The organism is Myxococcus sp. CA040A, assembly GCF_013336725.1.
GTDB classification, from domain to species: Bacteria; Myxococcota; Myxococcia; order Myxococcales; family Myxococcaceae; genus Myxococcus; species Myxococcus llanfairpwllgwyngyllgogerychwyrndrobwllllantysiliogogogochensis.
This window is the reverse complement of record NZ_JABUMR010000002.1, coordinates 237,818-263,350: the sequence shown is the minus strand read 5'-3', so window position 1 is coordinate 263,350 and position 25,533 is coordinate 237,818. Positions and strand designations below refer to the sequence as shown.

General features: G+C 67.9%; 19 protein-coding genes. 4 read left to right on the top strand and 15 right to left on the bottom strand.

The features are described from left to right. Positions 1-59: 59 nt before the first annotated feature. The 5 genes from HUA75_RS08110 to HUA75_RS08090 all read right to left on the bottom strand — a co-directional run bounded on the left by HUA75_RS08110 (position 60) and on the right by HUA75_RS08090 (position 4,554). Positions 60-692, bottom strand: a complete 633-nt coding sequence (locus HUA75_RS08110; RefSeq protein WP_254627460.1) for a hypothetical protein — start codon at positions 690-692, stop codon at positions 60-62. Positions 693-877: 185 nt separating this feature from the next. Continuing rightward, on the bottom strand, positions 878-2,035 hold the full coding sequence (locus tag HUA75_RS08105; RefSeq protein ID WP_371746075.1) for a hypothetical protein: 1,158 nt from the start codon (positions 2,033-2,035) through the stop codon (positions 878-880). 327 nt (positions 2,036-2,362) lie between these two features. After that, entirely contained in the window at positions 2,363-2,719 is a 357-nt protein-coding gene (locus tag HUA75_RS08100; protein ID WP_174486023.1) for a twin-arginine translocation signal domain-containing protein, read from the bottom strand. Between the two features lie 32 nt (positions 2,720-2,751). Next, positions 2,752-4,059 carry a glycerophosphodiester phosphodiesterase family protein gene (locus HUA75_RS08095; protein WP_174486022.1) on the bottom strand — a complete coding sequence of 436 codons (1,308 nt, stop codon included), beginning with the start codon at positions 4,057-4,059 and terminating at the stop codon, positions 2,752-2,754. 270 nt (positions 4,060-4,329) lie between these two features. After that, positions 4,330-4,554, bottom strand: coding sequence for a DUF1272 domain-containing protein (locus HUA75_RS08090; RefSeq protein WP_217446036.1), 225 nt, complete (start codon positions 4,552-4,554; stop codon positions 4,330-4,332). 241 nt (positions 4,555-4,795) lie between these two features. Here HUA75_RS08090 and HUA75_RS08085 point away from each other — a divergent pair, with 241 nt between their 5' ends. Beyond that, positions 4,796-5,221 (top strand): hypothetical protein, encoded by a 426-nt coding sequence (locus HUA75_RS08085; RefSeq protein WP_174463510.1) that lies wholly within the window; start codon positions 4,796-4,798, stop codon positions 5,219-5,221. Between the two features lie 53 nt (positions 5,222-5,274). On the opposite strand, the gene HUA75_RS08080 is transcribed toward HUA75_RS08085, so the two are convergent. Continuing rightward, positions 5,275-6,684, bottom strand: a complete 1,410-nt coding sequence (locus HUA75_RS08080) for a DUF4157 domain-containing protein (RefSeq protein WP_174486020.1) — start codon at positions 6,682-6,684, stop codon at positions 5,275-5,277. A 399-nt stretch (positions 6,685-7,083) separates the two neighbouring features. Here HUA75_RS08080 and HUA75_RS08075 point away from each other — a divergent pair, with 399 nt between their 5' ends. Next, complete coding sequence (locus HUA75_RS08075; protein WP_174486019.1) at positions 7,084-12,021, top strand: lamin tail domain-containing protein; 4,938 nt, start codon at positions 7,084-7,086, stop codon at positions 12,019-12,021. A gap of 149 nt (positions 12,022-12,170) precedes the next feature. After that, positions 12,171-12,695 carry a DoxX family protein gene (locus tag HUA75_RS08070; protein ID WP_141641224.1) on the top strand — a complete coding sequence of 175 codons (525 nt, stop codon included), beginning with the start codon at positions 12,171-12,173 and terminating at the stop codon, positions 12,693-12,695. Here the strand turns inward: HUA75_RS08070 and HUA75_RS08065 are convergent. Continuing rightward, positions 12,675-13,169, bottom strand: coding sequence for a hypothetical protein (locus HUA75_RS08065; protein ID WP_246136995.1), 495 nt, complete (start codon positions 13,167-13,169; stop codon positions 12,675-12,677). The genes HUA75_RS08070 and HUA75_RS08065 overlap by 21 nt on opposite strands. Before the next feature lie 136 nt (positions 13,170-13,305). Next, positions 13,306-13,713 (bottom strand): MarR family winged helix-turn-helix transcriptional regulator, encoded by a 408-nt coding sequence (locus tag HUA75_RS08060; RefSeq protein WP_174455754.1) that lies wholly within the window; start codon positions 13,711-13,713, stop codon positions 13,306-13,308. A gap of 93 nt (positions 13,714-13,806) precedes the next feature. Between HUA75_RS08060 and HUA75_RS08055 the strand changes: the two genes are divergently transcribed. Next, entirely contained in the window at positions 13,807-14,892 is a 1,086-nt protein-coding gene (locus tag HUA75_RS08055) for an aldo/keto reductase (protein WP_141641225.1), read from the top strand. A gap of 28 nt (positions 14,893-14,920) precedes the next feature. Here HUA75_RS08055 and HUA75_RS08050 read toward each other — a convergent pair whose 3' ends face one another. From HUA75_RS08050 to HUA75_RS08020, 7 genes are all read right to left on the bottom strand, one after another. Further along, a complete protein-coding gene (locus HUA75_RS08050) occupies positions 14,921-16,327 on the bottom strand; it encodes a hypothetical protein (protein WP_174465101.1) in 1,407 nt (468 codons plus the stop codon). Between the two features lie 203 nt (positions 16,328-16,530). Beyond that, positions 16,531-18,216, bottom strand: a complete 1,686-nt coding sequence (locus tag HUA75_RS08045; protein ID WP_174486018.1) for an LVIVD repeat-containing protein — start codon at positions 18,214-18,216, stop codon at positions 16,531-16,533. A gap of 197 nt (positions 18,217-18,413) precedes the next feature. Continuing rightward, entirely contained in the window at positions 18,414-20,525 is a 2,112-nt protein-coding gene (locus tag HUA75_RS08040) for a hypothetical protein (protein WP_174486017.1), read from the bottom strand. Between the two features lie 226 nt (positions 20,526-20,751). After that, the gene (mxcH, locus tag HUA75_RS08035; RefSeq protein ID WP_254627459.1) at positions 20,752-23,232 is read right to left on the bottom strand and encodes a TonB-dependent siderophore myxochelin receptor MxcH; all 2,481 of its coding nucleotides are present in this window, start codon (positions 23,230-23,232) and stop codon (positions 20,752-20,754) included. A 123-nt stretch (positions 23,233-23,355) separates the two neighbouring features. Further along, positions 23,356-24,906, bottom strand: coding sequence for a PepSY domain-containing protein (locus HUA75_RS08030; RefSeq protein ID WP_174486016.1), 1,551 nt, complete (start codon positions 24,904-24,906; stop codon positions 23,356-23,358). Beyond that, positions 24,903-25,178, bottom strand: coding sequence for a hypothetical protein (locus HUA75_RS08025; protein WP_246136997.1), 276 nt, complete (start codon positions 25,176-25,178; stop codon positions 24,903-24,905). Before HUA75_RS08025 ends, HUA75_RS08030 begins: the two co-directional genes overlap by 4 nt. Next, positions 25,175-25,504 (bottom strand): hypothetical protein, encoded by a 330-nt coding sequence (locus HUA75_RS08020; RefSeq protein ID WP_141641230.1) that lies wholly within the window; start codon positions 25,502-25,504, stop codon positions 25,175-25,177. Before HUA75_RS08020 ends, HUA75_RS08025 begins: the two co-directional genes overlap by 4 nt. Positions 25,505-25,533: the final 29 nt, after the last annotated feature.

Genomic DNA, 25,533 nt, shown 5'->3' with positions numbered 1-25,533 from the left:
TCCGTGGCCACTCTACCCTCGCCTGCCCATTGAGGTGCTCGCGCGGTTCGTCGGGGCCATCAGTCGGTAGGGCCGCGCGCGCCCCGGACAGCGTCGGCCAGTTCACGCACGGGCGTCAGCAATCCATACAGCTCGATGGAGGTGCGCGGGACGGCGATCACCTCCACCGTCAGGACGCCGCTCTCGATGGAGAAGGTCTCGAAGACGTGGGCCAGGTTCAGCAGGGGCCGCCGCATTTCCGCGTTGAGGAGGAAGGCGCGGGCCTTGGGAGTGACGTTCCTCAGGTCCAACGCGTTATCGAGGCCGGCATCTCCAACATCCTCGTCTTTCACGCCGAACAGTCGGAGGAACGTGTCGCCCAGCGTCTCGGGCCGGATGGTCACCTCGCGCGGAAAGCCGTCACCCAGCCCGTGCCGGATGATGGTGACGATGTGGAAACTCCTGCCAAAGCCCCGGTGCTCGGTCTCCACGGTGATCGCCCGCCCGGCGTGGCGGCCCTTCATCTCCAGCGTCCCCGCGGAGTACATGAATCCGGACGTCGCAGTGAAGGACCAGCCGCGAGTGTTGGCGAAGTCCTGCCAGGTCTGGAGTTGCTGCGTCCAGTGCCGCCAACGGACGTAGCCAATGACACTCGCTACCCCGAGGCCGACTCCGAAGACGCTGGCGAAGATGCCAATTTGTGTCCAGGTCATTCCCGTAAGCATCCCCGTTCGGCCCGTATCTGCCAACCCCTCCGCGCGCGGGCCCCCGGACGGGACGCCGCGGGGATGCACCTCTCTGGCAAGGACGACCCCGTGCCTTCCAGCTGGGATGGAAGGCTCCGCGGGCAGGACCGAGCGGGCCCCACCCCTCGCATGCGTCGCGGCCCCCACCAGCCTCAGGGGCAGAGCAGTTCGACGGACTTGATGCGCATCACGCCATCGACGTTCGGGTCGTTGGTCTGGTCGCCGATGGCGATGTTCCCGTCCGCCATGAAGTTGTTCCGCGTGAGCTTCGCGACGCCGTCGATGCTCACCGTGGCCACCTTCGCCGCATCCACCGCCAGTTCGTAGACATGATACCCGCCGCTGATCACCGGGAACGCCGCGGACTGAGTGTCATCCGCCCAGCCAATCGCCGCACTGTCGAGGTAGATCATCTGCGAACGGTCCACGGAGTTGCCGAACGGCGACGTGAAGCTCCCCAGGATGGCGGCGCCGCTGTCGAGCTGGTTGTGGCGGCTCGCCGACTCGACTTGCGCCGTCACCACGAGCTTGAAGGGTTTCGTTGCGTCGACCACGTTCGCCCGCGTGAGGAGCAACTGCCCGCTCGTCCGCGCTCCGCTGTTCGTCGACGTCTCCAGGCGAACGTAGTCCTCGCCGTACGTGAGCGTGTTCGGCGCCTGGGTGATCGCCCTCCAACCTTGCGCAGTGATGTCTTCACCGCCGACCAGCAGGGGAATGCTCCCCCGCGCCGACCACTGCGTCGTCGACGTCGTGGGCAGACACGCCTCGCAAGCGTTCGCCGGGTTTGGTGTGCCTTCGTCGTAGAGGCTGCCGTCAATGAAGCACTTCGGACCGCACGCGCCCGCCGAGCAGACCTGTCCCGCGCCGCACTGCGTCCCGTCCGCCCGTGGCGTCCACGCGGTCGCGGAGGTCTCAGGTACGCACTGTTCGCACGCGTTCGCCGCGTTCACCGTCCCTGACGCAACCTGCTGGCCGTCAATCTGACAGCGCAGGACGCAGACGCCCTCCTCACAGCCCTGGCCAGCCGCGCAGGCATTGCCGCAGCCACCGCAGTGCGCCGGGTCGGCCCCGGTGTTCACACAGGAGCCGCCACACAGCACGATTCCGCCGCCGTCGCACTGCTCCGGCACGGACGCGTCGGGTGGCTCGACGGGAGGCGGAGTGGAGTCCTTCCCGCAAGCAGCGATGACGCCGAGCACGACGATGCAGGAGAGAACGCTGGAACGAATCGAGACCATGAAGCCCGCCACCTTGCGCAACGACACGCCCACGCGGCGTGTGCTCGTGAAGTGGTGAAGCTTGGAGCGCACGCGCGCGGGTGAATCAAGGCCTTTTCCAGAAGCGGTCGCTGGGACGACAGGCGCGCGGGTCGAAGCGACAGGAGGAGTGAAGGCTTCGATGAGTTGAGGTCGGTTGCTGAACAGAAACGCGCGCCGGGACTCAGGTCCGGGCCTGCCACGTCAACCACTCCTCCTGCCGCGCCAGCTCCACGTTCACCCTCCGCGTCCGCGCCGTAGCCAGCAGCAGCGCCTCCGCGCCTGCCGTCCATGGGGACGATGACAAACTGGCGCCGACCCTCTCACCCTGCCCCCGAGCAACGACACACTTCAATCCGCCAGTTCACTGGCCGCGCCAGGTCATTGCACATATTCGAAGCGCAGCGCGCTCGCGCCGCCCCCCGAGGACAGCTCGCTGTTGGACGTGTAGACCCAACCGCCATCAGAGAGCGCGAAGCAGGCGCCCCCGTCCGGCGCGGAATGCCACGTGTAGCCCGTGCTCGCCACGGCCCGCCCCGAGCGCGCGAGGATGCGCGACGAGAACCCCGCCGGCAGTCTCACCCCATTGGCATCTGGCGAGCCGGACATGGCCCCATACGGGCTCGGCCCCGGCTGCGCGGGCGCGGCATACGCCCCCTTCCAGAATCCAGCTCCCATGCCCAGCGCCCCGCCACCCAGCGCGGAGAGACAAAGGAAGTCACGACGGTCCAATCGCATACAGAATCCTCCTTGAACGTCCTGAACCCGGTCTACAAACCCATGCAGTTGGCGTAGTACGTCACCGTGCCCGGCCAGTCGCTGAAGATGCCGATGACACCCACGTGCCGGGCGAGCACGTCCACCGCGACGAGCATGTCGCCGTCGTTGTTGATCGCCTGCTTGACGGACTGGAAATAGAAGCCGCCGCCTTTCGCCAGCGGGCCGTCACGCTCCAGGGACCAGGCGATGATGTCCAGACCCGCGGCCCTCGCCGCCCTGGCGTACGCGGACGGGATGATTCTCCCCTGCGCATCCAGCGTGAGCAGCACGTAGATGGGCGGCGCGATGACCTCCACGCCCGACGCCGCCAGCTCGTCCATGCCGGGCACCCAGGTGCTCGGGTCGTTCGGATCAAACCGCGTGCCCGGAATCTCATAGCGCCCGTCCAGGTAGACAGCCTGCCTGCCGAACTGCGGCTCGCGCTGAATCCAGTACTTCACGTCGTCGAGGTTGAAGGACTGCGGCCACACCTGGCTCGGGTGGACGCGGGCCTGCTTGTACTCATCCAGCATCTGCTGGGCGTAGGCGGCCTGCGTATAGGTGCCCTGGTACGGCATGGGGACACTCGGGGCCTTCAGCTCCGGAGTGAACTTCGTGCCCAGGCGCTTGAAGAGCTCGATGCTCTCCCTGTGGGACAGGACCGTGCCACACGCGGAATAGAGGTCCGTGCGCCAGGGAGCTGTTCCACCCAGGTACTGCGCCACCGTGGCCGCCGAGGGGTTGGCGGCGTCCATCTTCCCGCACAGCTGCTTGAACTCGTCGAGCGTGATGTCGCTGGTGCAGCAGAGCGCGGAGGCGGGCTTGCCGGTGGTGGGGTCCGCCGGCTGGAAGGGCTGCGTGCACTTCGCCGCCAGCGCGGGAATGGCGAGGATGTTCGTCGTGGTGTGCAGGTCGCACTGCGAATGCCGGCACACCAACTGCCGGTCCTTCGTGAAGGTGACGTCGCACTCGAGGATGCCCGCGCCCATGCGCGCGGCGGCCTCGTAGGACTCCTTCGTGTGCTCCGGGAACTGGAGCGGCGCGCCGCGATGGCCGATGGAGAACTCCGTCCGGGAGAACGGCCACTCCGAGCACTGCTGGAGCCTGCGCTTCAGGGGGCTCTCATCCATGTCCTCGACCAGGTAGTAGGGACGAGCGCCCACCTGGACGTTGAGTCGGCGCGGCGGCGCGTGCTCCGACCGGGATTCCTCGGCCGCGCGCAACGCGAGCGCGTCGTCTCCGGCGGGGGCCGCACCGGGAATCGTGATGCACGCGGCGAGCGTCGCCGCGAGGAGCGTCACCAATCTTCGGGGATACATGAGAGTTCCGGCTCCTTCATGGGTTGCTGGACATCCAGACCCGCGCAAGATGCACCCTCCTTCCCCGACGGAAACGTCAAGGTTGAGCGACGATTCTCTCAAGAACATGCCACGACGCGAGCAGAGCGGCGTCGCGCGGTGCCTCGGCCGGGAAACCAGGCCCACTCCGTTTGTCACAATGACTTGTGACAACGAGGTGTCCCCCGGTTTTTCCGTACCCGGCGCGGGGTGAGACGTACTCGAAGCAACCGGCTTTCCCTCTCGCTGAGCTCACCCTTGCGGTTTGAACACGCGCTGGGTGGACGGAGGGTATGCCGCGAGCTTGCTGGCGGGCCGACGCGGGCGCGTCGTGAGTTCGCCGCCGCAGTTGGGGCAGATGCCCTTCAGTCGCTCCGTCGCGCAGCTCACGCAGAACGTGCACTCGAAGGTGCAGATGCGGGCCTCCGTCGAGTCGGGTGGCAGGTCGCGATCACAGTACTCACAGCCTGGACGCATTTGAAGCACGTAACCTCCTTGGACGCAGGACCCGAAAAGAGCACGGAAAAGGGGAGCGGGTCATCACCCACTGACCCCAGCCGCCCGGGGACCTTCCCCCCGAAGGGCGAAAAGCCACGGTAAGTGGTTGCCGTGGGTCCAATTCACGCCCCTGGAGCGCGCCTTTGTCCCACGCGCCCGGCGATTGTCATTCAAGGCCACAATCACTACCATGCCCGCGCCACTCACAGGAGAGGTGTCCATGCACCGTTCGCTTGCTGGAGTCGCTGTTGCCGCCGCGATGTCGCTGTCCTCCGCAGTGCTGGCCGAGGAGCCTCGCGCATCCGAACCCCAGGGATTGAATGTCTCCAGTGCCATGCCGGCCTGCTTCGTGGACACGCCAAACTGGGATTACCTTTCCGCATATGCCTGCTCCGCCAGTGGCAGCGCGTACTCGACGATTGTCTCCTGGGGCGTCCTCGGGATTGACCAGACGGGTGGCCGCTACACCATCCAGTTCCTCGACTCCTGCTACGGGCATGGCTACTACCAGGACACGGGCTATAGCTGCATGACCGTCATCAACAAGTACGACACGCTGACGCAGCGCATCCGCGTCTACGACAACTTGACGGGCCAGTGGTCCGCCACCCTCACCGCGACCGCCTCGTACTACGGCGACGACTAGCGAAGTCCCTGCGTGCCGCGCGGGCCCCACACATGGGCCCGCATGGTCCACCGCTACGACATGGCCCTCCGGATTCCGGCCTCATTGTCGCGCAGGGTGCTCTCCAGATGCGCGCGCGCCCATGCCTGGCCCCCTGCCAGTCCCTGCCTGAAAGCAGCCGCGCCCCCTGCCCAGTTCTCGGCCGCGAGGTCGATGACTCGCTCCTGGATGCCCCTGGACAACCCGCCGAAGTCGAGCGCTCCATTGCCCCCCGCTTGCGCCTCCCATGGGGCCGGGACCACCTCTTGCCGCATCACGAACGAGCCAGGCTCGCCTTCACGTGAGCCGCGAACCGCCAATCTCGTGAACTCAGGGTTCAACCGCCGCAGTTCGGCCCGCCGCTCCTCGGTCGTCATCCCCCTCCACGGATTGCCCTTGATCAATGGCTCCCGGCCCCGCTGCGTTGCACGGGTCGCGATGTAGCGTTCAAGGCTGACACCCGGAGGCAGGAGGACGAGCAATTCCGTCTCACTTTGAGACAGCTCGGTCGAGCCAGGATAGAGGTACTCGTCAGGCACATCGAACCAGACATCATGGCGAGCGCCCTGCAGGATATCACCCACGCCACTCTCCGAGTCGTCAGTCCCCCAGGAAAGGGAGTAGGGGTTGACAGCCACGGAGACAAAGGGCGTTTCGTCCCCCAGCACTCCCTGCCCATGCCTGTCGATCGCTTGCAGGATGCCCCCTCGCCCGCCACCAACCAGTTCGCGATGAAGCCTGGCATAGGCCTCGGGGTCCTGGGCCCCCAGCTTCGAGATGTAATCACTCTCTTTTCCAGCATCCATCCAACGGACCACGCGCATCAACTGGATTGGCGCGGCCCCCTGCGTCCCGGTCATCCGCTGCACGGGAGGTTCGTGGAGCGAGCCCGCCATCATGGGCTGAAGGGTGGCCCTGTCGCCCATGACCTGCGCCTCTGACTCCAGCGCGGGCGAGTCATTCACCGGCGCGCCGTTGAAGTCCCGGGTGGGAGTCACCCTGCCCTGCTTCTGCTGCACCACGTGCCAGGCCTCATGAGGCAGGTGCTGCTCCTGGCCCGGTCCCACATGGATGTCCGCCCCCTGGGTGTACGCAAGCGCCTGAAGCTGGGCCGGCCTGGTGGAGTTGTAGTGAACGCGTACGTCATCCAGGCTCACGCCGGAGAGCGACTCAATGCCAGTCTTGAGTTCATCCGACACGCCGGTCCTGTTTGCCTCAACCGGCTTCCGCTGCGCGGTGCCCCCATGCTGGAGCCGCGCCTTCATCTGCACCAACCGCTGAACACGAGGGCTCTGGGTGGCGGTGTCCTGAATGGCGCTGAGCCGGCTCACAGGATGCGAGGAGTTCGCCAGACATTGGACTGTCGTGCCACCCTGGCCTTGCCCCCGCGCGGCGTCGTGAATCGTCGCCAGATCCTTCGGAATCCTGGGGGTGTAGGCACTCATGCAAGAGGAGCCTTTTCAAGACAGCGTGGGAGCACGCCAGTGTGGAGGCTCACACGACACAAAGACAGTAGCGGTCAGGTCGCCCCCATCCGCCCAGACCCGCGGAGGCGGAACGCCAGCGCCACGAGCCGCCCGGCAGCCCTGACGGTACCTGCCCGAACACAAAGGAGCCCCACGGTGTCATCGATGTCCCGCGACCCAGGCGAGTCCGTCATCACCCCCTCGACACCCCAGGTCACGCCCCGCTCCTCCAGACAGACGGGGAATTTCAGGACTCCAGTTGAACCGCAATGTTCCATCCCCGCTGTCGTGGCAACGAGGGATGTCTGCTAGAAAGCAGTGCAACCCCGCGAACGCAGGCACTGCCGCGCGGGGGCCGCCCGCTGGACGGAGACATCCATGTCCCCACGTTTCGAAGGGCTCGCCCGCTGTCTGGGGTTGAGCGTGTTGTGTCTGGGTCTGTCGCTCGGCTGTAACGACTCCGGGAGCGCGCCGCGACCTCCTCCCGTAGCGGAGGACACCGTGGACGCGGCAGCCTCCTCGGTGGCGGTGGACAAGCCCACGGGTGTGCTCGCCAACGGCACGGACCAGGCCGCCGTCACGGTGACGGTGGTGGGCAAGGACGGCGCGCGGATGTCCGGGCGCGCCGTGACGGTGACGGTGGACGGCGAGGGAGCTTCCATCGCGGTGCCTCCGGGGCAGACGGGCAGCGACGGCTCGGCGCGTGCGCTGGTGGTATCGACGGCTCCAGGCGTGAAGACGGTGAGGGCGTCGGTCAAGGACGCGAAAGGCCTGACGGTTCCGCTCACCGCCACCGCCACGGTGGAATTTGTCGCGGTCACCCCCACGGCCTCGCGCCTCGCGTTCCGACAGGCCCTTCCGGATGGCGTGGCGGGTGTTCCTCTCGCTGGCCTGGAGGTCGTCCTCCAGGACGCCACCGGGGCCACCGTCTCCAACGCCACGGCAGAGGTCACGCTGTCGCTGGCCTCCGTGGGTGTCGTCTTCCCGGAGGGCCAATTGACGGTGACGGCGGTGGACGGCGTGGCGCTCTTTCCGGACGTGGTGCTGAAGCGGGCGGGCGACACCTACCAGTTCACCGCGAACGCTCCGGGGCTCGATCCGGCTACGAGTTCCTCCTTCAAGGTGAGCCCCAGCGCTCCGGCGGCCGTGGGGCTGAGTACGCAGATGGAGTCGGCGGTGGCGGGCGTGGCGCAGGCTCTCCAGGTGACGGTGCAGGACGCGTACTTCAACACCGTGACGAACTACACGGGCACGGTGACGCTGACGTCCACGGACGCGGCGGCGAGTCTTCCCGCCGCGCATGCGTACACGCCCTCGGACGCGGGGCAGTTCACCTTCACGGGCATCACCTTCAAGGCCGCCGGGAGCCAGCGGCTGACGCTGGACGACGGCACGAACGCCATCTCGTTCACCTTGCACGTGAACGTGACCGCCGGGCCTCCCGCGCTCCTCGCCTTCACGCAGCAGCCCACGCGCGTGTCGACGCGTGCATCCCTGGGCACCGTGGCAGTCACCTTGAAGGACGCCTTCGGCAACACGGCCCGCGTGAGCACCCCGACGGTGAGCCTGTCGCTCTCGCAGGCGGGCTTCACGCTGTCGGGCACGACGGAGGTGACTCCAGTCGACGGCGTCGCGACGTTCACGACACTCAGCATCGCGGGCCATGGAGTCGCCCGCCTGAACGCCACCTCGGACGGGCTGCAGGGCACGAGCAGCGCGGACCTCACCGTGGTGGATGACGTGGCGCCCGCGAAGCCGGTGCTGACACAGACGGCGGCGACGGAGACGGGCCTCACCGTGCAGTGGACGGGCGTGGGCGATGACGGCACCCAAGGGACGCTGACGGCGCAGGAGCTGCGCTACGCCACGTCTCCCATCGATTCTGACGCGGCCTTCCAGGCCGGCACGCTGGTGGCCAGCGGAAGTCCGGTGCCTCCCGGCACCGTGCAGACCGTGACGCTGTCGGGGCTCGCGACGGGCACCACGTACCATGTGGCGCTGAAGGTGACGGACAAGCAGGGCAACACCGTGCGCTCGGACAGCCTGACGGTGTCCACGGCCCATCCAGAGGTGACGCAGTTGGCGTTCGTGACGCAGCCCGCGGACGGCACGGCGGGCACGACGCTCGCGGACGTGCGCGTGGCGCTCCAGGATGCACGCGGTGACGTCGTCACCACGGCCACCTCCGCGGTGACGCTGACGTTGACGGGTCAGGCCTCCTTCCCGGCGGCGACGGTGTCGGCCATCAACGGCGTAGCCACCTTCCAGGGGCTGCGCGTGGACACGGCGGATGCCTTCACGTTCACCGCCACGGCGGGAGCCATCAGTCAGCAGAGCCATTCCTTCACCGTGCGCGCGGGGCCGGTGTCGAAGCTGGTGCTGTGGCAATTCTCGGCGCCGGTGGATGCGGGCCAGGCGCTCGAAGCGGGCGTGTCGCTGACGGACTCCTTCGGCAACCTCGCGCGGGACTACGCCGGCACGGTGCACTTCACGTCCTCGGACGCGCAGGCGGAGCTGCCTCCGGATGCGACCTTCACCTCGGCGGACCAGGGCCAGAAGTTCCTCACCGGACTGGTGTTCAAGACGGCGGGGACGCAGTCCCTCACCGCGACGGACACCGTCACCTCGGACCTCTCCGCCACGGTGGACGCCGAGGTGCGCTCCATCGCCGCCGCGTCCTTCGAGGTCATCGCGGGCGCGGGGCCGTTCGTCGCGGGCCAGACGCAGAGCTACGAATTGGTGGCGCGCGACACCTACGGCAACGTCGCGACGGGCTACGCCTCCACGGTGACGTTCTCGTCCTCGGATGCGCAGGCGGTGCTTCCCGGCGCCTACACGTTCACCCTGGCGGACGCGGGGCGGCACGTGTTCAGCGTGGAGCCGCGCACCGCCGGTGACCAGGAGGTCATCGCGGAGGACGTGGTGACCGCGACACTGAGAGGCACGCACACCTGGTCCATCGTTCCGGCCGCAATCGACGCCCTGGCGTTCGTCTCCGCGCCCACGACGGGCTCGGTGCGACAGGCGCTGGCGGACGTGCAGGTGGCGCTGCGGGATGCGTACGGAAACACCGTGACCGACGCCGCGACCGACGTGACGTTGTCGCTCACAGGCGGAAGCTTCACCCAGGGTTCGCCCACCCGCACCCCGGTGGACGGCGTGGCGACCTTCGCCGGCCTCATCGTGGTCGACGAGGGCACGTATCGGTTCGAGGCCAACGCGGGCAGCCTGCCGCCCTCCTCTTCCGCGGACCTGCTCATCTCCGACGCGGTTGCGCCTGCCGTGGCGACTGGCTTCGCGACCCATGTGCTTTCGGGTACCAGCATCCGCCTGGACTGGGCGGCCCCTGGCGATGACGGCGACCTGGGCACCGCGACGCGGTACGACCTCCGGTACGCCACGGCGGCCATCACCGAGGCCTCTTTCGAAGCCGCCACGGTGGTGACGGGGGTGAGCGCTCCCCAGGCCCCGGGCACGTCGGAGTCCTTCACTGTCTCCGGCCTGGAGGTGGGAACGACGTACTTCTTCGCCCTGAAGACGTTCGACGGCGCGGGCAACGGCAGTGCCCTGGCCACCGCGAGCGCCAGCACCACCAATCCCTGTGATGACTACGTCTGCACGCCGCCGGCCCCGACCTGCGCGGAGGACGGCACGTCCCTGGAGGTGTTCCCGTCGATGTGCGTCATCGTCTCAGGCCAGCCGACCTGCGAGCTCGGTGAGTTGGAGCTGCAGTCCTGCCCTGGCGCGGACGCCGTCTGCCATGCGGGCGCGTGCGCCAATGCACCGCATCCGGGCGAGGGGGAGCTGGCCATTTCGGAGGTGATGCACTCCCCGTCCACGGGCACCACGGAGTACGTGGAGCTGACCAACACCAGCACCAAGCTGTTGGACCTGAATGGCCTGTCGGTGAGCTTCATGAACGGCGTGGGCACGGCCACGACCTTCACGATGAACCACGGACACGCGCTGGTGGTCGACCCGGGTGCGAGGGTGGTGCTCGCGCAGAACGCGAACTTCGGGACGAACGGCGGCGTGTTCGCGAACCACGCGTACGGCACGAACGTGCACCTGGACAACACCGGGTCCATCACCTTCACGCAGGAAGGCACCCCGGTGGCCAGCCTCCAGTACACGAATGCGTTCCCGCAGACGGTCGGCCGCGCGATGAGCCTCGCGGCCAGCATCGTGGGCACGGCGGCGGCTTCCAAGCCCTGGTACTGGTGTGACTCGACCGGCGTCCTCGAGGGCGGCGACCGGGGCACCCCTCACGGGGCCAACGACGAGTGCGGGATGAACGTCGAGAAGCCGGTGAACTACTGCGCCATCCAGTACCCGAAGACGTTCCCGACCGGGGATGGCACCTACCCGGCGAACATCCTCGCCTTCGACCCGTACGACATCTACAGCCAGTTCTACAGCTTCGATGTCACGACGAGGAACCAGACGGGCAACGACATCTACCCGCGCATCGAGGCGCAGCTTGGCCATGGCACGGATGCGACCGACCCCGCGGGCTGGACGTGGACGTCGGCGGACTTCAACGCAAGCTACAACCCGCCCGGGTCCAACAACGATGAGGTGAAGGCCGCGCTGAGCATCTCCACCCCAGGCACGTACCGTTACGGCTTCCGCTACCGGTTCACGGACGCGGGCGCGCCGTGGACGTACTGCGACCAGAACGGCGTGGCCGTGCCCCCCGCCGGCACCTACGGCTCCGTGACGGTGCTCGCGGGGCCGCAGACGGACCACGTCGTCATCAGCGAGTTCAGCGGAGGAACGACCGCGAACGCGCGCGATGAATTCGTGGAGCTCTACAACCCGACGAGCGCGGCGGTGGACCTGTCCGGCTGGCAGCTCAGCTACAAGTCCGCCACCGGCACCAACTACGGCACGGCGTACACCATCCCCGCTGGCAAGAGCATACCGGCCCACGGCTACTTCCTGCTGGGCGGCACGGCCTACGCAGGGGCGGTCACCGCGGACACGACCCACAACATCGATTCGTCTTCGTCCACGACCGGGGGCGGTCACATCCGCCTCCAGCGCCTGTCGGGGACGGTCTACATCGACGTGGACCGGCTGGGCTACGGCACCGGGAACGCCCCCGAGGGCACCGCCGCGCCCTCGCACCCTGCCTCCGGTGGAAGCCTGGAGCGAAAGGCCGTCGTCTCCTCCACCACCGCCGTCATGGCCGTGGGCGGCGCGCACGCCACGCGCGGCAACGGGCAGGACACGGACAACAACAGCGCTGACATCGTGACTCGCGCCTCGCGGCAGCCGCAGAACTCCACCAGCCCGGTCGAGTTCTTCCACTGACAGCAAGGACCGGAGGTGCCCTGGACGCCAGGGCACCTCCGCGTGTGTCCGTCGGAAGTTTGGCCCAGTGACTTCCGTCGGAACTGGCCCTTCCAGGTGGCCAGCGACGCGAGAATCTCCCCGGCAGCTCACCAGGACCGGGAGACCTCATGACTCGCGAACCCTCCATCTCAGCCCCCGCCGTCGCCACCGACCGCATCCGCGAGGAAGGGAGCGCGGCCCCGGTGGCGGCCCATGGAACACCCATCCCGAGTCTTGAGCGGGTGGGAGTCCTCTACGCGCGGCTCGCGCTCGGGGCCGCGTTCCTGTCGGCGGTCGCCAGCCGCTTCGGCGTATGGACGGGGAACCTCGGTCTGGCGAGGTTCGACAACTTCATTCGCTACACGGCCGAGGTCAACGCGTTCATGCCCGCGTCGACCATTCCATTCCTCGCCTGGTCCGCGACCGCCGCCGAGCTGTTCCTGGGCACCGCGTTGGTCCTCGGGCTCTGGCCACGCCGGGTGGCCCTCGGCAGCGCCCTGCTCCTGGCGATGTTCGGCACGGCCATGGCCGTCTCCCAGGGACTCAAGTCGCCGCTGGACTACTCGGTGTTCTCGGCCTCCGCGGGAGCACTCCTCCTCGCGAGCGCGGCTCGCGGGACCGGGCACCCTCGTTCAAGCCCGCCTCGCGGCTGAAAGCCGGGCCTCCCCCAGCCGTCCGCCCACCCAGGCGCACGGCATCACCGTGGCGATGAGCAGCAGCGGATACCAGGTGGGGCCGAACTCGGGACCTTTGCCCCACGTCGCCACGGCGCCCAGGGTGCTCAAGGCCAGCCCCACGACACCGAGCCACAACACGTGGCGCATTGGCCTGTCCGGCGCGAGCCTCGCCGTCACGTAGAACCCGAGGATACCGAAGACGACGCGGTACGCCGTCGCCAACCCGAAGAGCGCATCCGACATGGGCTGCCCCACCGGGGGATAGATGCCCGTGGCATGCAGCACCGCATCCGTCCCCGTGGAGAGCAGGGCATTCACGAGCAGCCCCGCGAGCACCGCACCCACGCTCCGGGCGACGCGACGGGCGGGCCGCCCCGTCCCCGTGACACCCGAGTCATTTCTCACCGCCACCTGGGACACATCCGCCTCGACCGACGCCTTCGCTCGCATGCGCAGAACCTCCGACCTCGAATCCGCTTTCAATTCGAGGTCGGAATGGGCCGCGCGAATTCGACATCCCCGCGCACGAATTCCGCCCCTTCGAGGGGCGCTTGCCTGACGGACCTCGGCCCGCACCCCTGGCCGGTCAGCTCATCTTCTCCAGGAGGGCTCGCAACTCCGCCTGCTGTGCGGCGCTCAGCCGCCCGAGCTTCTCGCCGAACGCCTCGGAAAGCAGCGCGGTGCCCTGCTGCATCACCTTGCGGCCAGCCGGGGTGAGCTGCAGCCGGTGCCGCCGCAGGTCCTCGGTGTCAATTTCACGGCGCAGGAAGCCCGCGGCCTCGAGCCGCTTCACGTACAGCGTCACCGACGGCTTGGGGATGCAGAGGGATGCCGCCAGTTCGGCCGGATAGGGGTGGGCGTCCACCTCCGCGAGCACGAACAGCTCCTTCGTCTCGAGCCCCAGTGCGGTGATGTCGGAGGCGACACTGGAAATCACCGCCATCAACAGCCGGTGGTTGAGCGACCAGATTCTCGCCGCGTCGATTTTCGCCATGGCACCTTGCGAGGAAATTGGTTCAGCATTAATCCAATTCCATCTTGAACTAATTCGTCGTCCCTACAATGTAGCACGCCCCTGGAGCCGTCCATGCCTCTCAACCACTACGTGACGCTCGGCCGCTCAGGCCTGCGCGTGAGCCCGCTGTGCCTCGGTGCCATGACTTTCGGTGAAGACCTCGGCTGGGGGACGAGCGTCGAGGAATCCCAGCACATCATTGACCGGTACATCGAGCTCGGCGGCAACTTCATCGACACCGCGAACTTCTACACGAAGAGCCACTCCGAGAAGATCATCGGCGACCACGTCGGGCGCCACCCGGCGCGACGGGACAGGCTCGTCATCGCGACGAAGTTCAGCGGCAACCTCTACCCGGGGGACCCGAACGGCGGTGGCTCGGGCCGCAAGTCCATCATCTCGGCGTGCGAGAACTCGCTGCGCCGGCTGCAGACCGACTACATCGACCTCTACTGGCTGCACAACTGGGACATCCACACGCCCATCGAGGAGACGATGGCCGCGCTCGAGGACCTGGTCCGGGCTGGCAAGGTCCGATACCTCGGCGTCTCGGACACGCCCGCGTGGAAGATTGCCCAGGCCAACGTGATGGCGCACTTCCGGGGCTGGTCTTCCTTCATCGGGTTGCAGATTGAATACTCCCTGCTGGAGCGCAGCGTCGAGCAGGAGCTGGTGCCCATGGCGCTCGAACTCGGGCTCGGCATCACCCCGTGGTCCCCGCTCAAGAGCGGCGCGCTCAGCGGCAAGTACACCCGAGCGAACGCCGGACAGCAGAAGGGCGACCGAGGCGCCTTCCTGGACCCGTACCTGAACGAGAAGACCTACGCCCTCATCGACGCGCTCGCGGCCATCGCCCGCGAGCATGGGAGCACCGTGGCGCGCGTGGCGCTGGCCTGGGTGCAGGCACAGCCGGGCGTGAGTTCCACCATCATCGGAGCGCGGCGGCTGTCGCAGCTGGAGGACAACGTCGGCGCCCTCGAGGTGAAGCTGACGGCGGAGCAGCTCGGCCGCCTCGACGCGCTCACGAAGCCGACCTTCGGGTTCCCCCAGAGCATGCAGCCCATGTTCCCCAGCATCCACAATGGAGGCACGACGGTGAACGGCGTCTTCGCGGAGGCGTCCGGCTTCGGCGTGGTGAAGGGCGACAAGCCCTACTGAGGGGCCAGCGTGTGAGCCGACATGGCGCTCAGCCCACCATGTCCGTGGACATGAACGCCAGGAGCAGCTGGATGAAGTCATCCCAGCTCCCTGGCGACTGCTCCCACTGCTGGAACTTCAGGTAGAGCGTCACGGCGTTCTTGTTCTGATTGCCGAGCCCCTGGGCCGTGGTGTCGAGGTCCAGGTTCGCGGTGTCCGCCAGGTCCTCCACGATGCTCACGGCCTCCTGGAGCGAGGACGCCTCCTCGAGGACCTCGGTGTAGGTCTGAATGATTTCGTGGACCAACTGCCCGACGGCCTTGCCCCATTGGGGCGGAGACTTGATGGACTTGAACTCCTCGATGAGCCCACTCAAGGGGTTTGACGAGGAGACAGTCAGGTTCGAGTACTTCGCGGCGAGCTCATGGAGGGAATGAGCCAGCGCGCCAATGGCGGAGTTGGGGGTGCCTTCCGCGAGGAAGAGGTTCTTGGCGTTCTCGTTGAGGGTGTAGAGGATGGCCGAGGCGAGGTGTTGTTCGTTCTTGAATTTGCCATTCAGCCCCAACGCCGAGGCCAGTACCTCCAAGTGCTTCCCGCCCGCGTTGTTCTGCTTGACCGCGGCGTTCCAGACGGCCCGCAGCAGGTGCTGGGGGATGACGTGACGCCGATGCATCCAGACGCCGCTGATGTCCTTGATGCTGGGCATCGAGTTCTTGAAGTCCTGCCGGAAGTTGATGCGGCACGTGGACTGGAGGCTTTCGTCAACGAGGTACTTCGCCTTCCGCGCACGCACCGAGGCCAGCAGGGCCTTGCGAATCTCATTGGACTGCCGCGACAGGTTGTTCTCCCCACAGTAAGGGCAGTGCTGGGGGGCTGACTGCTCGATGCTGTAACAGATCATACAACCACAGATCAGACAGGCCAGCCCGATCGCCCCCACGTTCTTCTCGTCGGCTTTGACAAGCTCGAAGAGACCCTTTCCACAGAAGGGACAGCGCGAACTCTTGTGCCGGGTATCCGAGGCCCAGAGATTGAGGCAATCAAAGCCCTTGCACTGATAGATGTGGAAGAGCGTCTGTTTTTCGATGCGCTCTTCCCGGGAGAGGGTGACCTTCGGGGACTGGATGACGACGGTCTTCTTGGGCGTGATACTCTTGCTAGGGGCCTTGAATGGCTTGAAAGGGCTGGAGGTCGTGACGGTGGTGACGACCTCCATGTCGAGATCCGGATCCTCGTATACCTGGCTGCAACTGCCGCAGCACTGCACGGACATGCCCGCGACGTAATCCATCTTGGAGTTACAGCCCGTACAATTGTAGCGCGAGAGCTTCGGGAGGTTATCCGGAATGTCTTCCAGGAGAATGAGCCAGTTGGACTGCTCGCAGTAGGGACAGACACTGCTCTTCTTCGATGAGAACCAGATCAGCTCGCACTTCCGACACCCGTAGCAGTTCATGCGGAAGCCCCTTGAGAGACGCCGCCGCTACAGCAACCGCCATGCCAGGGGTCCTGCCACGGGAATGCCCGTCGTCGGGGCGGAGCGTTGCGTTCCAACGCGCCCAGCCTGCGTTCCGCCAGGACGCGGAAAGCCCACGGTGTCAGGGAAGTCGTCGCCTCGGGCGACCTGCCGAACCGACGACCTCCGGGGTGCGTCCGCCGCTACAACTCGTTGACGATGACGAGCCCGCGCACCGAGTCCACGAGGTACACGTAGCCGTCGCCGGGGATACGGACTCCGTAGTTGCCCTCGAAGACGCCATGGCTTCGTCCCGGGTCGGTCTCCCGGAAGGTGTTGAAGTGGGCGACCTGTCTCGGCTGGGTGGGGTTCGAGACATCCAGGACGCGCAGGCCCTCGTGGTACCAGGCGACGTAGAGCAGTTGGCCCCGCAGCAGCAGGTTGTGCATGGACACGACGGGCCGCATGCGGTGGGTGCCGATGAGGACGATGTTCGCCGGGTTCGTCACGTCGAGCACGCGTACGTGGGAGCCATTGAACTCGCCGCCCTCGAAGGCGATGGTGCGACCCGCGAAGGTCCCCACCGCGCTGTGGTGCGCGTAGCTGATGGCGTCGGGCCGGAAGTAGTCCCCCAGGTGGCGCACGTCGTTCAGGTCGGTGATGTCCATGATGGAGAAGCCCGACTCGGCGTTGCTGATGTAGAGGCGGCCCTGGTAGGCGAAGACGTCATGGGGACCGCTGCTGAAGCCTCCCGGCGTCGGCGTGACAATCTGGAGCAGCGTGGGCTCCAGGGGTTTGGAGACGTCGTAGACATAGGTCCCCGTGCCCGGAGCGTTGGCGTAGAGCCGGTCCGCGTCGACGAGCACGGTGTGGACGGTGTGAGGGCCCTCGGCTCGGCGCACGAACACGGGATTGGCCGGGTCGCTGATGTCGAAGATGACGAGCCCGGAGGAATTGCTGGCGATGTAGAGCGCATCTCCCCTGGCCCAGACGCCGTTCCACGACGTGTCGCCAGCAAGGCTCACCGTCTTCTTCAGGATGGGGTTGCGCCGGTCCCTCACGTCGAAGACGCTGAGCCCGCCCACCCGAGGCGGACCATCCAGCGAGACGACGTAGGCGTGCTCCTTGGCGACGAAGAGGTCCGCGGGCCTGCCGACGGAGGTGGCGGCCTCCGACATGAGCGAGAGGCCACCGGAGGACTCTCCCTCTTCGGCCGCCCAGGTCATGCGATGGGCCACGAAGGTCCCGAGCGTCTTGCCGAACCGCGCGTCGCTGGAACACGACACGTAGCAGCCCGTGATGACGCCGGGCGACGGAACATGGCAGCCGGCGAACGAGGCGGTGGTGATGATGTCGCCCTCGGGAGTCGCAAGGCCGCGTCTTCCCGTGAGGAAGAACGTGCCGCCTTCCGTCACGCGGGCGATGACCGGCCCGCTGCCCAGCGCGTCCGGGGTGCCGTCGTCGTGGAGCCCGATGCTGATGGCGGAACGGGAGACCGTCGTGGTGGTGGGGCGGTTGGCGCGAACGCGCATCTCCCCTCGGAGGTTGACCTGGTAGATGCCCCGGCCCTCCACGCCGGAGAGTTCCTGGGCGGAGCAACTGGATGAATCAAAGGCCGTGAGGCTCTCGCAGAGGAGCGGGTCGAGGCTCTCCGGATTGACGAACTGGCACGCGTCATAGCGGCCGGTATCCACCCAGTCGCCCAGGTCCTCGAGCGCGGTGGCGGTGCCGTCCCACGGTGGAGGCCCGGCGTCGGGGGTGCCCGCGTCATCGGGCTGAGGGCCGGCGTCGACGCCTGGGGCGGAAGACCCACCGCAGGCGGAGAGCAGGGCCGGGAGCAGGACGCAAAGAGAGCGCCATGCTCCCAGGGAGAGCGAAAGAGTCTTCATGGGGAGCCTCGGTGACAAAGCCATCCACGAAGGCGTGGAGGGTCATCCCCGATACGGCGAGGGAGGCGCCATGTTCCCCGGCGAGCCGCCGATGCTTGTCATCTGGCAACGGAATCCCCGCCAGCGCGCCGGGCCGCCCCACCTCGAGCCTCTTTGGTCCTCCCCTTGCAATTCAGGTGGGGACGCGGGGCTTCGCGTCACTTCACCTCGACGCCCGGCATCTGGCCGAGGCCCAGGTCAATCCACCCCGGCATGTTGTAGCTGGCCGTCGTGCCGTCCGTCCTCGTGGCCAGGGGGTTCTGGTCCACGTGGCCCGCGGTGCCCAGGCTCATGAAGAGCGTCGTGGGCATCGACTCCGGCGTGGCCTCCATCAACGTCATCGTGGTGGAGGGCACATCGGGCAGGTAGTCGTGCGTCGCGTCGAAGTCGCGATACGCGGTGAGCCAGGCCTCGTGGCTGTAGCCCGGGTCATTCGGCGTCATCGCCAGGGTGGCGAAGGGCTCACCCTCCGCCTTGAGCTTCTGACGCTGGGCCGCGAGCGCCGCGGGGTCGCTGGAGTCCGCGAAGAAGCCCACCACCATGTCCTGCGCCTGCCGGGCCGCGACGTTCTGCACGTTCGCCAGCCCCTCCGCGCCCGTCACGGTGATGGTGGTGTACTCGGTGCCGCCGTACTGGAGGATGTCCATGCTCATCCCCTCGAACTTCCGCGAGCCGTCCGGGTTGAGCGAGAACTGGATTTCAAACGAGTTGTCCGTGCCGGCCACCTTGCCCTCGGCCGTCACCGTCGTCTGGCCATTCACCGTCGTCACCGTCTGCGTCAGGCTCTCATCCCAGAACTGGTGCTCGAAGCCGACGAACTTCGTCAGGTGCAGCTCCGCGCTGAGCGAGCCCTCCTCGGACCAGGTCTGCTGGGTGCGCACGTCCAGGACCCCCGGGCCCGTCTGCGTGGGGAGCGTGCCCTCCCGGACGAAAGTCTCGTAGGCCGTGCGGCCCTCTGGCGTGGCCAGGTCGAACTCCACGCTCGCGGAGTTGCCCTGCGTGTAGCTGTGCTCCGAGCCGATGCCGCCGCCGACTTTTTGTCCCTTGAAGGTCAACTCCAGGCCCAGCTCCAGCTTCGACGTGAGCGTCTCCTCCGGGCCCACCGTCACGCGCACCGTGGTGTCTCCGGTGCGCTCCACCGCCACCGACTGGGTCTGCTCCTTGCCGTTCTCCCCACTGAGCTTCAGGGGCCCGATGGACAGACCGCTCGACGTCGTCACGAAGTCGGAGGCGTCCATGACGAGCTTGCTGCCGGGCGGCAGCGCCAGCGGGTCGCTCAACGTGGGGACCTGGAAGCCGCCGGGGTTCATGATGAGCTGGCCAATCTCCCCCTCGGTGAGCGCGAGCTGGAAGCTGACCGACTTCTTGCTCCCGGACTCCGCGCCAATCTCCACGCCGAACGGGCCCACCTCGCCCGCCTCGATGCCCGCGCCGCCCTTGAGGCCACCGGTGGCATCGAACGTAACGGTGATGAGGTGCCGGCCGTCCGCGGTGGGCTCCGTGGGGTTCCAGCTCAGCTTGACCTCCGTCTCCGCGTAGGCGCCGCCCGAGATGGTGCCCTTCACCTCGCCCTTCTTCTTCTCCCCTTCCGCGGGCTTGAACTCGGCCTTGATGCCCACTTCGAGGGTGCCATCGGTGGAGATGTTGACGGACGGCGTCAGGTCCACCAGCTCCTTCTTCTTCGTCGGGTCCGCCGCATCCCCCGTCGTCGTCGCCGCCGCGTCGTCCGCCACCGAGCGCGCCGCGGCGCCCGTCAGGCCGAAGCCGTGGATGAGCGCCTCACGCGCGGGGCCCGGAGGCACGGACAGGATGCGCGCGAGCTGCGCGTCCGGCACCGCCACCGGCTGGCCGTAGGCTGAATGCGTCGCCTTCCACTCGGCGAGGTTCGCATACGTCTTGCCGGGCTCGTTCGGGTCGACGATGGCACCGCCCGGCTTGCGCACCAGCGCGTGGCCCACGCTGTCGCGCGAGTCGCTGAGCAGCAGCACCTGGTCCCCTGGCTTCGACAGCGTGTTGGCCTTCTCCAGGCAGTTGGCCTTGCCGTCGCCCAACACCTCCGTGCGCAGCGTGCTCGCCGGCCCCGCGCCGCCGAACAGGTCCATCGAGGGACGCCGACCCGACTGGAAGCTGCTGCGCCCCGAGTGGCCCGCCGCGGGCTCCTGCTTCGGCGCTGGAGGCGGAGGCGGTGGCGGCGGAGGGGGCGCGGCGGCGACGGTCGGCTGAGGCACGGCGGAAGGTGTCGGGGTGGCGGCGCGGCGAATCGGGGCCATGGACTCTCACTCCTCGGAGGCGGGCTGCGAACGCGGATAAAAAACCAATCGACCAATTTGTTTTAGCCGATTCTCCGCGCGTCCGGGTGAAAGTTGCTGTCAGTGGCCAATTTTCTGGCGTCAGCGGACGGATTCCCGGGTTTCGGGGGCCCGCGCCATGGCCGATGTGCGGCGAGGTAGGCGGACTCCGACCCACTGAAAGGCAGCGGGGCATTCGCCGTGGCGGTCAGAAGTCCGCGGTCAGCTTGACGGACAAGGAGCGGCCGGGGCGCTGGACGCCGAAGAAGTCATACGTCTTCGCGTTCGTGAGGTTGAGCACCTCCAGCGTGCCCCCCAGGGTGGGCGAGCCTTCCCGCACGTAGGTGAGGCTGAGCGAGTGGGTCAACTGCGCATCGACGTCCTGCTTGTACTCGCGCAGGCCCTGGCTCTCCCATCCCCGGAAGAAGCCGTTCATGAATCGCGAGGTGACGCCGAGCGACGCGGAGTCGCTGGGGAGGATGAGCGCGCGGCGCCGCAGCCGGGCGCTGAAGTTCGCGAAGAGCCAGGGCACATTCGGAATGCGGTCGCCCTTGAAGGCCGCGTACGTCCCCTGCCCGCCCGTGTTGCGGAAGTCCTGCCACGTCACGTTGGCATCCAGCCACAACCAATCCCCTGGAACCGTCCATCCCGCGGCAGCCTCGACTCCGAGCGAGCGCGCCGCATACACGTTCTGGAAGGACACCGTGGAGTCGTCTCCCAGCTTGACGATGAAGTCGTCGGCGAGCCGGGCGAAGCCTCCCACGCTTCCGCGGAAGCTCCCCATCCCCGTGCGCCAGTCATCCACCGAGAAGTCCAGGTTGGCGTTGTGGCTGACCTCGGGCCGCAACCCCAGATTCGCCATCACGAGCACGCCATCACCAAACAGCTCATCCGGACCGGGAAGGCGCGTGGCGTACTCGTACGAGAGCTTGGCCAGCACGCCATACGGGAGGAACATCCGCAGGCTGTCTCCAAAGCCCAGATGCTCGCTGGCCTGGTCGGCCCGCCGGAAGACCCCCCCGGGCAGCACCTCCTCCGAGTCCGAGCGCATGACGTACCCCTTCACGAAGGCCACGTTCTTGAGCCGCCCGTCGCCCAGCGCCAGTTCGTGCTCGAGCCCGCCCACCAGCGTGAGCAGGTCGCGCTGCGCGCTCAAGGGGTCTCGCTGGCCCGTCCCCAGCTTGAGCTGGTCCTCACCCTGGCGCGTCACGAAGGTGGGCGCCAGCGAGAGCCGCAGGGACTGCGTCGCGGTGAGTTCGTAGGCGGCATGAAGGCGCGCCAGGGCGCTGTGTTGCCATTGCACCTGGTCCGCCGGCGTGGTGCCCAGCTCTCCGGGCTGGCGACGCTCCACGCCCGCGTTGCCGTACCAGTCGTAGACGAACCCCGCCATGTCGCGGAAGTCCGTGTCACGCCGGCTGTAGCCCCCCACGCCCTCCAGCCGAAGCTTGCCGGACAGCAGCCCGCCCTGGGACCATGTCGCCAGCGCGCCGTAGCTTGACTCGGCGGAGCGGGCCTCGCCGTAAGGCACCGTCATCACCACGTTGTGCTGCAGCTCCTTGCGCGAGCGCGTGCCAAAGACACGCAGGGAGAGGCGCTCCGCGAAGGGCCGCTCGAGCACCCCCACCTCCAGCCCGACGCCGCCCGCGGTGAAGCCATCGTGGAAGCGCGGCACACGCGCGGGCACCAGGCGCCCCCGGTCATCGGCGGCCTCCACGTCCACCATGTAGTCGTTGCGCGCGACGTCGCCGAAGGCGTGGCCCTTCACGAAGAGCCCGCCGGTCCCCAGCTTGTACTGTCCCGCGAGTGACCCCCGGTATGTGCCGAACGAGCCCGCCTGCAGCGAGACGGAGGCCCCGCTCGGCTCGTCTCCGTCCGAGGAGACGAGGTTGACCGCGCCTCCCAGCGCATCCGCGCCGAAGCGCACGGGAACCACGCCTCGATAGACCTCCACGCGCTCGAGCAGGTTGACCGGCACGTTGGCGAGCCCCAGCCCGAAGCCGGCCAGCTCCAGCGGCACGCCGTCGAGGAAGAAGCGCACCTGCTCGCCGGAGAAGCCACTGAGCGAGAAGCGGCTGGCGGAGCCGAGCCCTCCGGTCCGCTGCACGCTGACACCCGTGTTGCGACTGAGCACCTCGCCCAGGTCCGCGGTCTGCTGCCGCGCCTCATCCAGCTCCACCACCTTGACCGCTTCGGCAGAGAGGGCGCGCTCCTCGCCCTTGCTCAACTGTCGCCCCGTCACCTCGATGGTGGTCTCCAGGCTGACGCTCTCCGCGAGCACCGCGTCCACCTCCGTGCGCTCCCCCGCCGCCACCTGGACGCGGTACGCCTGGGGCTCACAGCCCGGGACATAGGCGTGCAGCTCATAGGTGCCCGGAGCGAGCCCCTTCACCTCGAAGCGGCGCTGCGCATCGAGGCGCGGCGTCTGGGTGCGCCCCTCGGGCTCGAGCAGCAGGACCTCGGCCTTTCCCAGCTCTCCCCCTTCACAGGCGGACAGCCGTCCCGCGAGGTCTCCCACCGTCGCGCGCGCCTCCACGGCGGGCGCCTGCGCCGCGTCCTGTGCGGCGGAGGGAAGCGCGACGACCATGGCCAGCAGACCCACGGTTCGCCACGTCCGCCCGAGGGACACCGGGGGACAGGTCCAGGAGACCGAGCACTTCGCGCGGGCCAACGCGTCAACGAGGAGGGTCATGGTCCGTTGCATGAAACACGAGAGGAGTCCGCGCCCCGCGAACGACGGTGGGGCGCTGGAAGAAGGCGAGCCCGAGCACATCGAGCGGGACGCGAGTGAAGGGTGCGTCGGGAGTCCGGACATTCACGGCGACTCATGCGCGAGAACCGGCGCGGGCGCCCGCGCGTCCCTGGGATCTCTCGGCACGATGCGCCCGATGGCCCAGGCGGAGACCAGGAACAGGACGCCCAGCAGGGCCAGTCCCAGCTCCACGCAGAACACATAGGGCGAGCCGGCGGGGTCGAACACGCGCCGGGCGTTGCGCCAGGAATCCAACCAGGGCAACAGGAACAGGATGCCGCCGGAGATGGCCAGCGACCACCGGGACCACACCTTGGGGCGGGGAAACAGGAGCGCACCCAGCACGCAGGCGCACCAGCTCCCGAAGAAAATCGTGTGTTCCCAATCCGCCCGACGCGTCAGCGTGTCGGGCAGCAGCTGGTTGGCCAGGAAGACGGCGGCGAGCGCGAACGCCGCCGCTCCGCACCCTCCCGCCGTGAAGCGCGCGAGGAGGACGTCCACCCGGCGCATGTCGCGCGCCCGCCGCTCCAACCAGATGAGGTTGCCGGTCAGCACACACAGGGCGCTGAAGATGCCCAGCAGCGCATAGGTGAGCCGCAGCCCCATCCCCGCATAGAGCCCGGAGTGGAGCACGTACGCGGACTCGATCAGCCGCGCCGTGGCGCCAGGCCCTCCAGCCTGCCGCACGTGCAACACCTCACCCTTCCCCGACACGCGGACGGTGGTGAACTCGTGGAGACCCTGACGCGCGTAGCCTCGGACATCGACATACGCCTGGGCATCCCCCAGGTTGCGCATGGAGAAGCGGTAGTGCCGCGCATCCGGCAGCGCCTCGCGCGCCCGCGCCAGCACCGTGGCCACTCGCGGCGCCTCGGCGGGCTGTTTGGAGGGTTTGGCTCCGCGCGGGTAGCCGATGCTCTTGAGCCCCGCGTCCACGTCACCGTCGAAGGCCGTGCGCACCACCACCGGCTGGAGGACCGCGGAGTTCAGGCAGATGATGGCCGCCGTCCAGGCGATGACCGCCTGATAGGGCAACCCCACGCTGCCAAGCACCTTGTGCAGGTCCCCCCACGCGGTGCGCAGGGCCTCGCGCGGACGGAAGCGCACCCAGTCCTTGCGGAAGCGGCCCAGTTGGATGACCAGCCCCGTGCCCACCACCAGCAACAGGACGATGGCCACCAGGCCGGCAATCAACATGCCCCCCGGCAGCGGGTAGAGGAAGTGCACCAGGAACAGGAAGTAGCCCAGGTCGCTGCGCTCCGGGGCCTGCTCGCCGGAGAGCGGGTTCACCCAGACGGCGGTCTTCTCGCCACCCCGCTCCTTCCACTCGAGCCGGAGCCAGGGGGAATACGGAGCGGGCAGGTCCACGTCCAACTGGGACGGCCCGTCCTTTCCCACCCGTGCGTCCAGCCATTGCTGGAGCGTCTCCAGCGCCCGCGCCTCGTCCGCGGCCACGGGCGTCCTCAAGCGCGGCTCCTGCCAGGGCATCAGCTCGTGGCGGAACAGCGACACGACGCCGAGCAGGAACATGCCCACCAGGAGGACGGAAGCCACCGCGCCCGCCCATGCATGCGCCTCCCAGAGGATGCGGTACGTCCCAGACCCAAGCTTCATGGGAGACATCTCCAGAGGACGAGCAGCGCCGCCCCGCTCGCCACCAGGACGCCGGCCCATGCACGCGCCGCGGAGCGAGCCAGGAGCGCCATGCACGGCGCGGCGGCCATCAGGGGAATCACGACGATACAGGCCACCAGGTAGCGCACGTCCGACGAGGCGGGCACCACCGCGGGCAAGGCGACCGAGACCAGCAGCGCGGCGAGCGGAGCCCCCAGCACGGCCGCCAGCAGCCAGCTCACGCCCCGCTGGCGCCGCGTCCTGGCGCTCACGACGCGCGCTCCAGCACGCCCAGCAACAGGCCCACCGGGGCCAGCAGCACCATGGCCCGGATGGGACGGCGCACCAGCGGCGAAAGGACGGCCAGCGAAGTGCCCCCCGCCATGACGTACGCCATCGCCGAGCCCAGGGCGGCCCCCGGAGTGGGAGCCGTCGACAGGGACGTCGCGAAGCCCGCGAGGACGAGCACCAGCCCCCCGCCCTTCAAGCCGGAGGGCACGCGCGAGGAGTCCGGCCACCGGCCCGCGTGGCGACACCACCACGCGCCGTAGAGACCCACCACTCCGAGCCAGAGCAGCGTGGGAACCAGGACATCCATCCAGGAGACCTCGCGGGAATCGAGGGCGA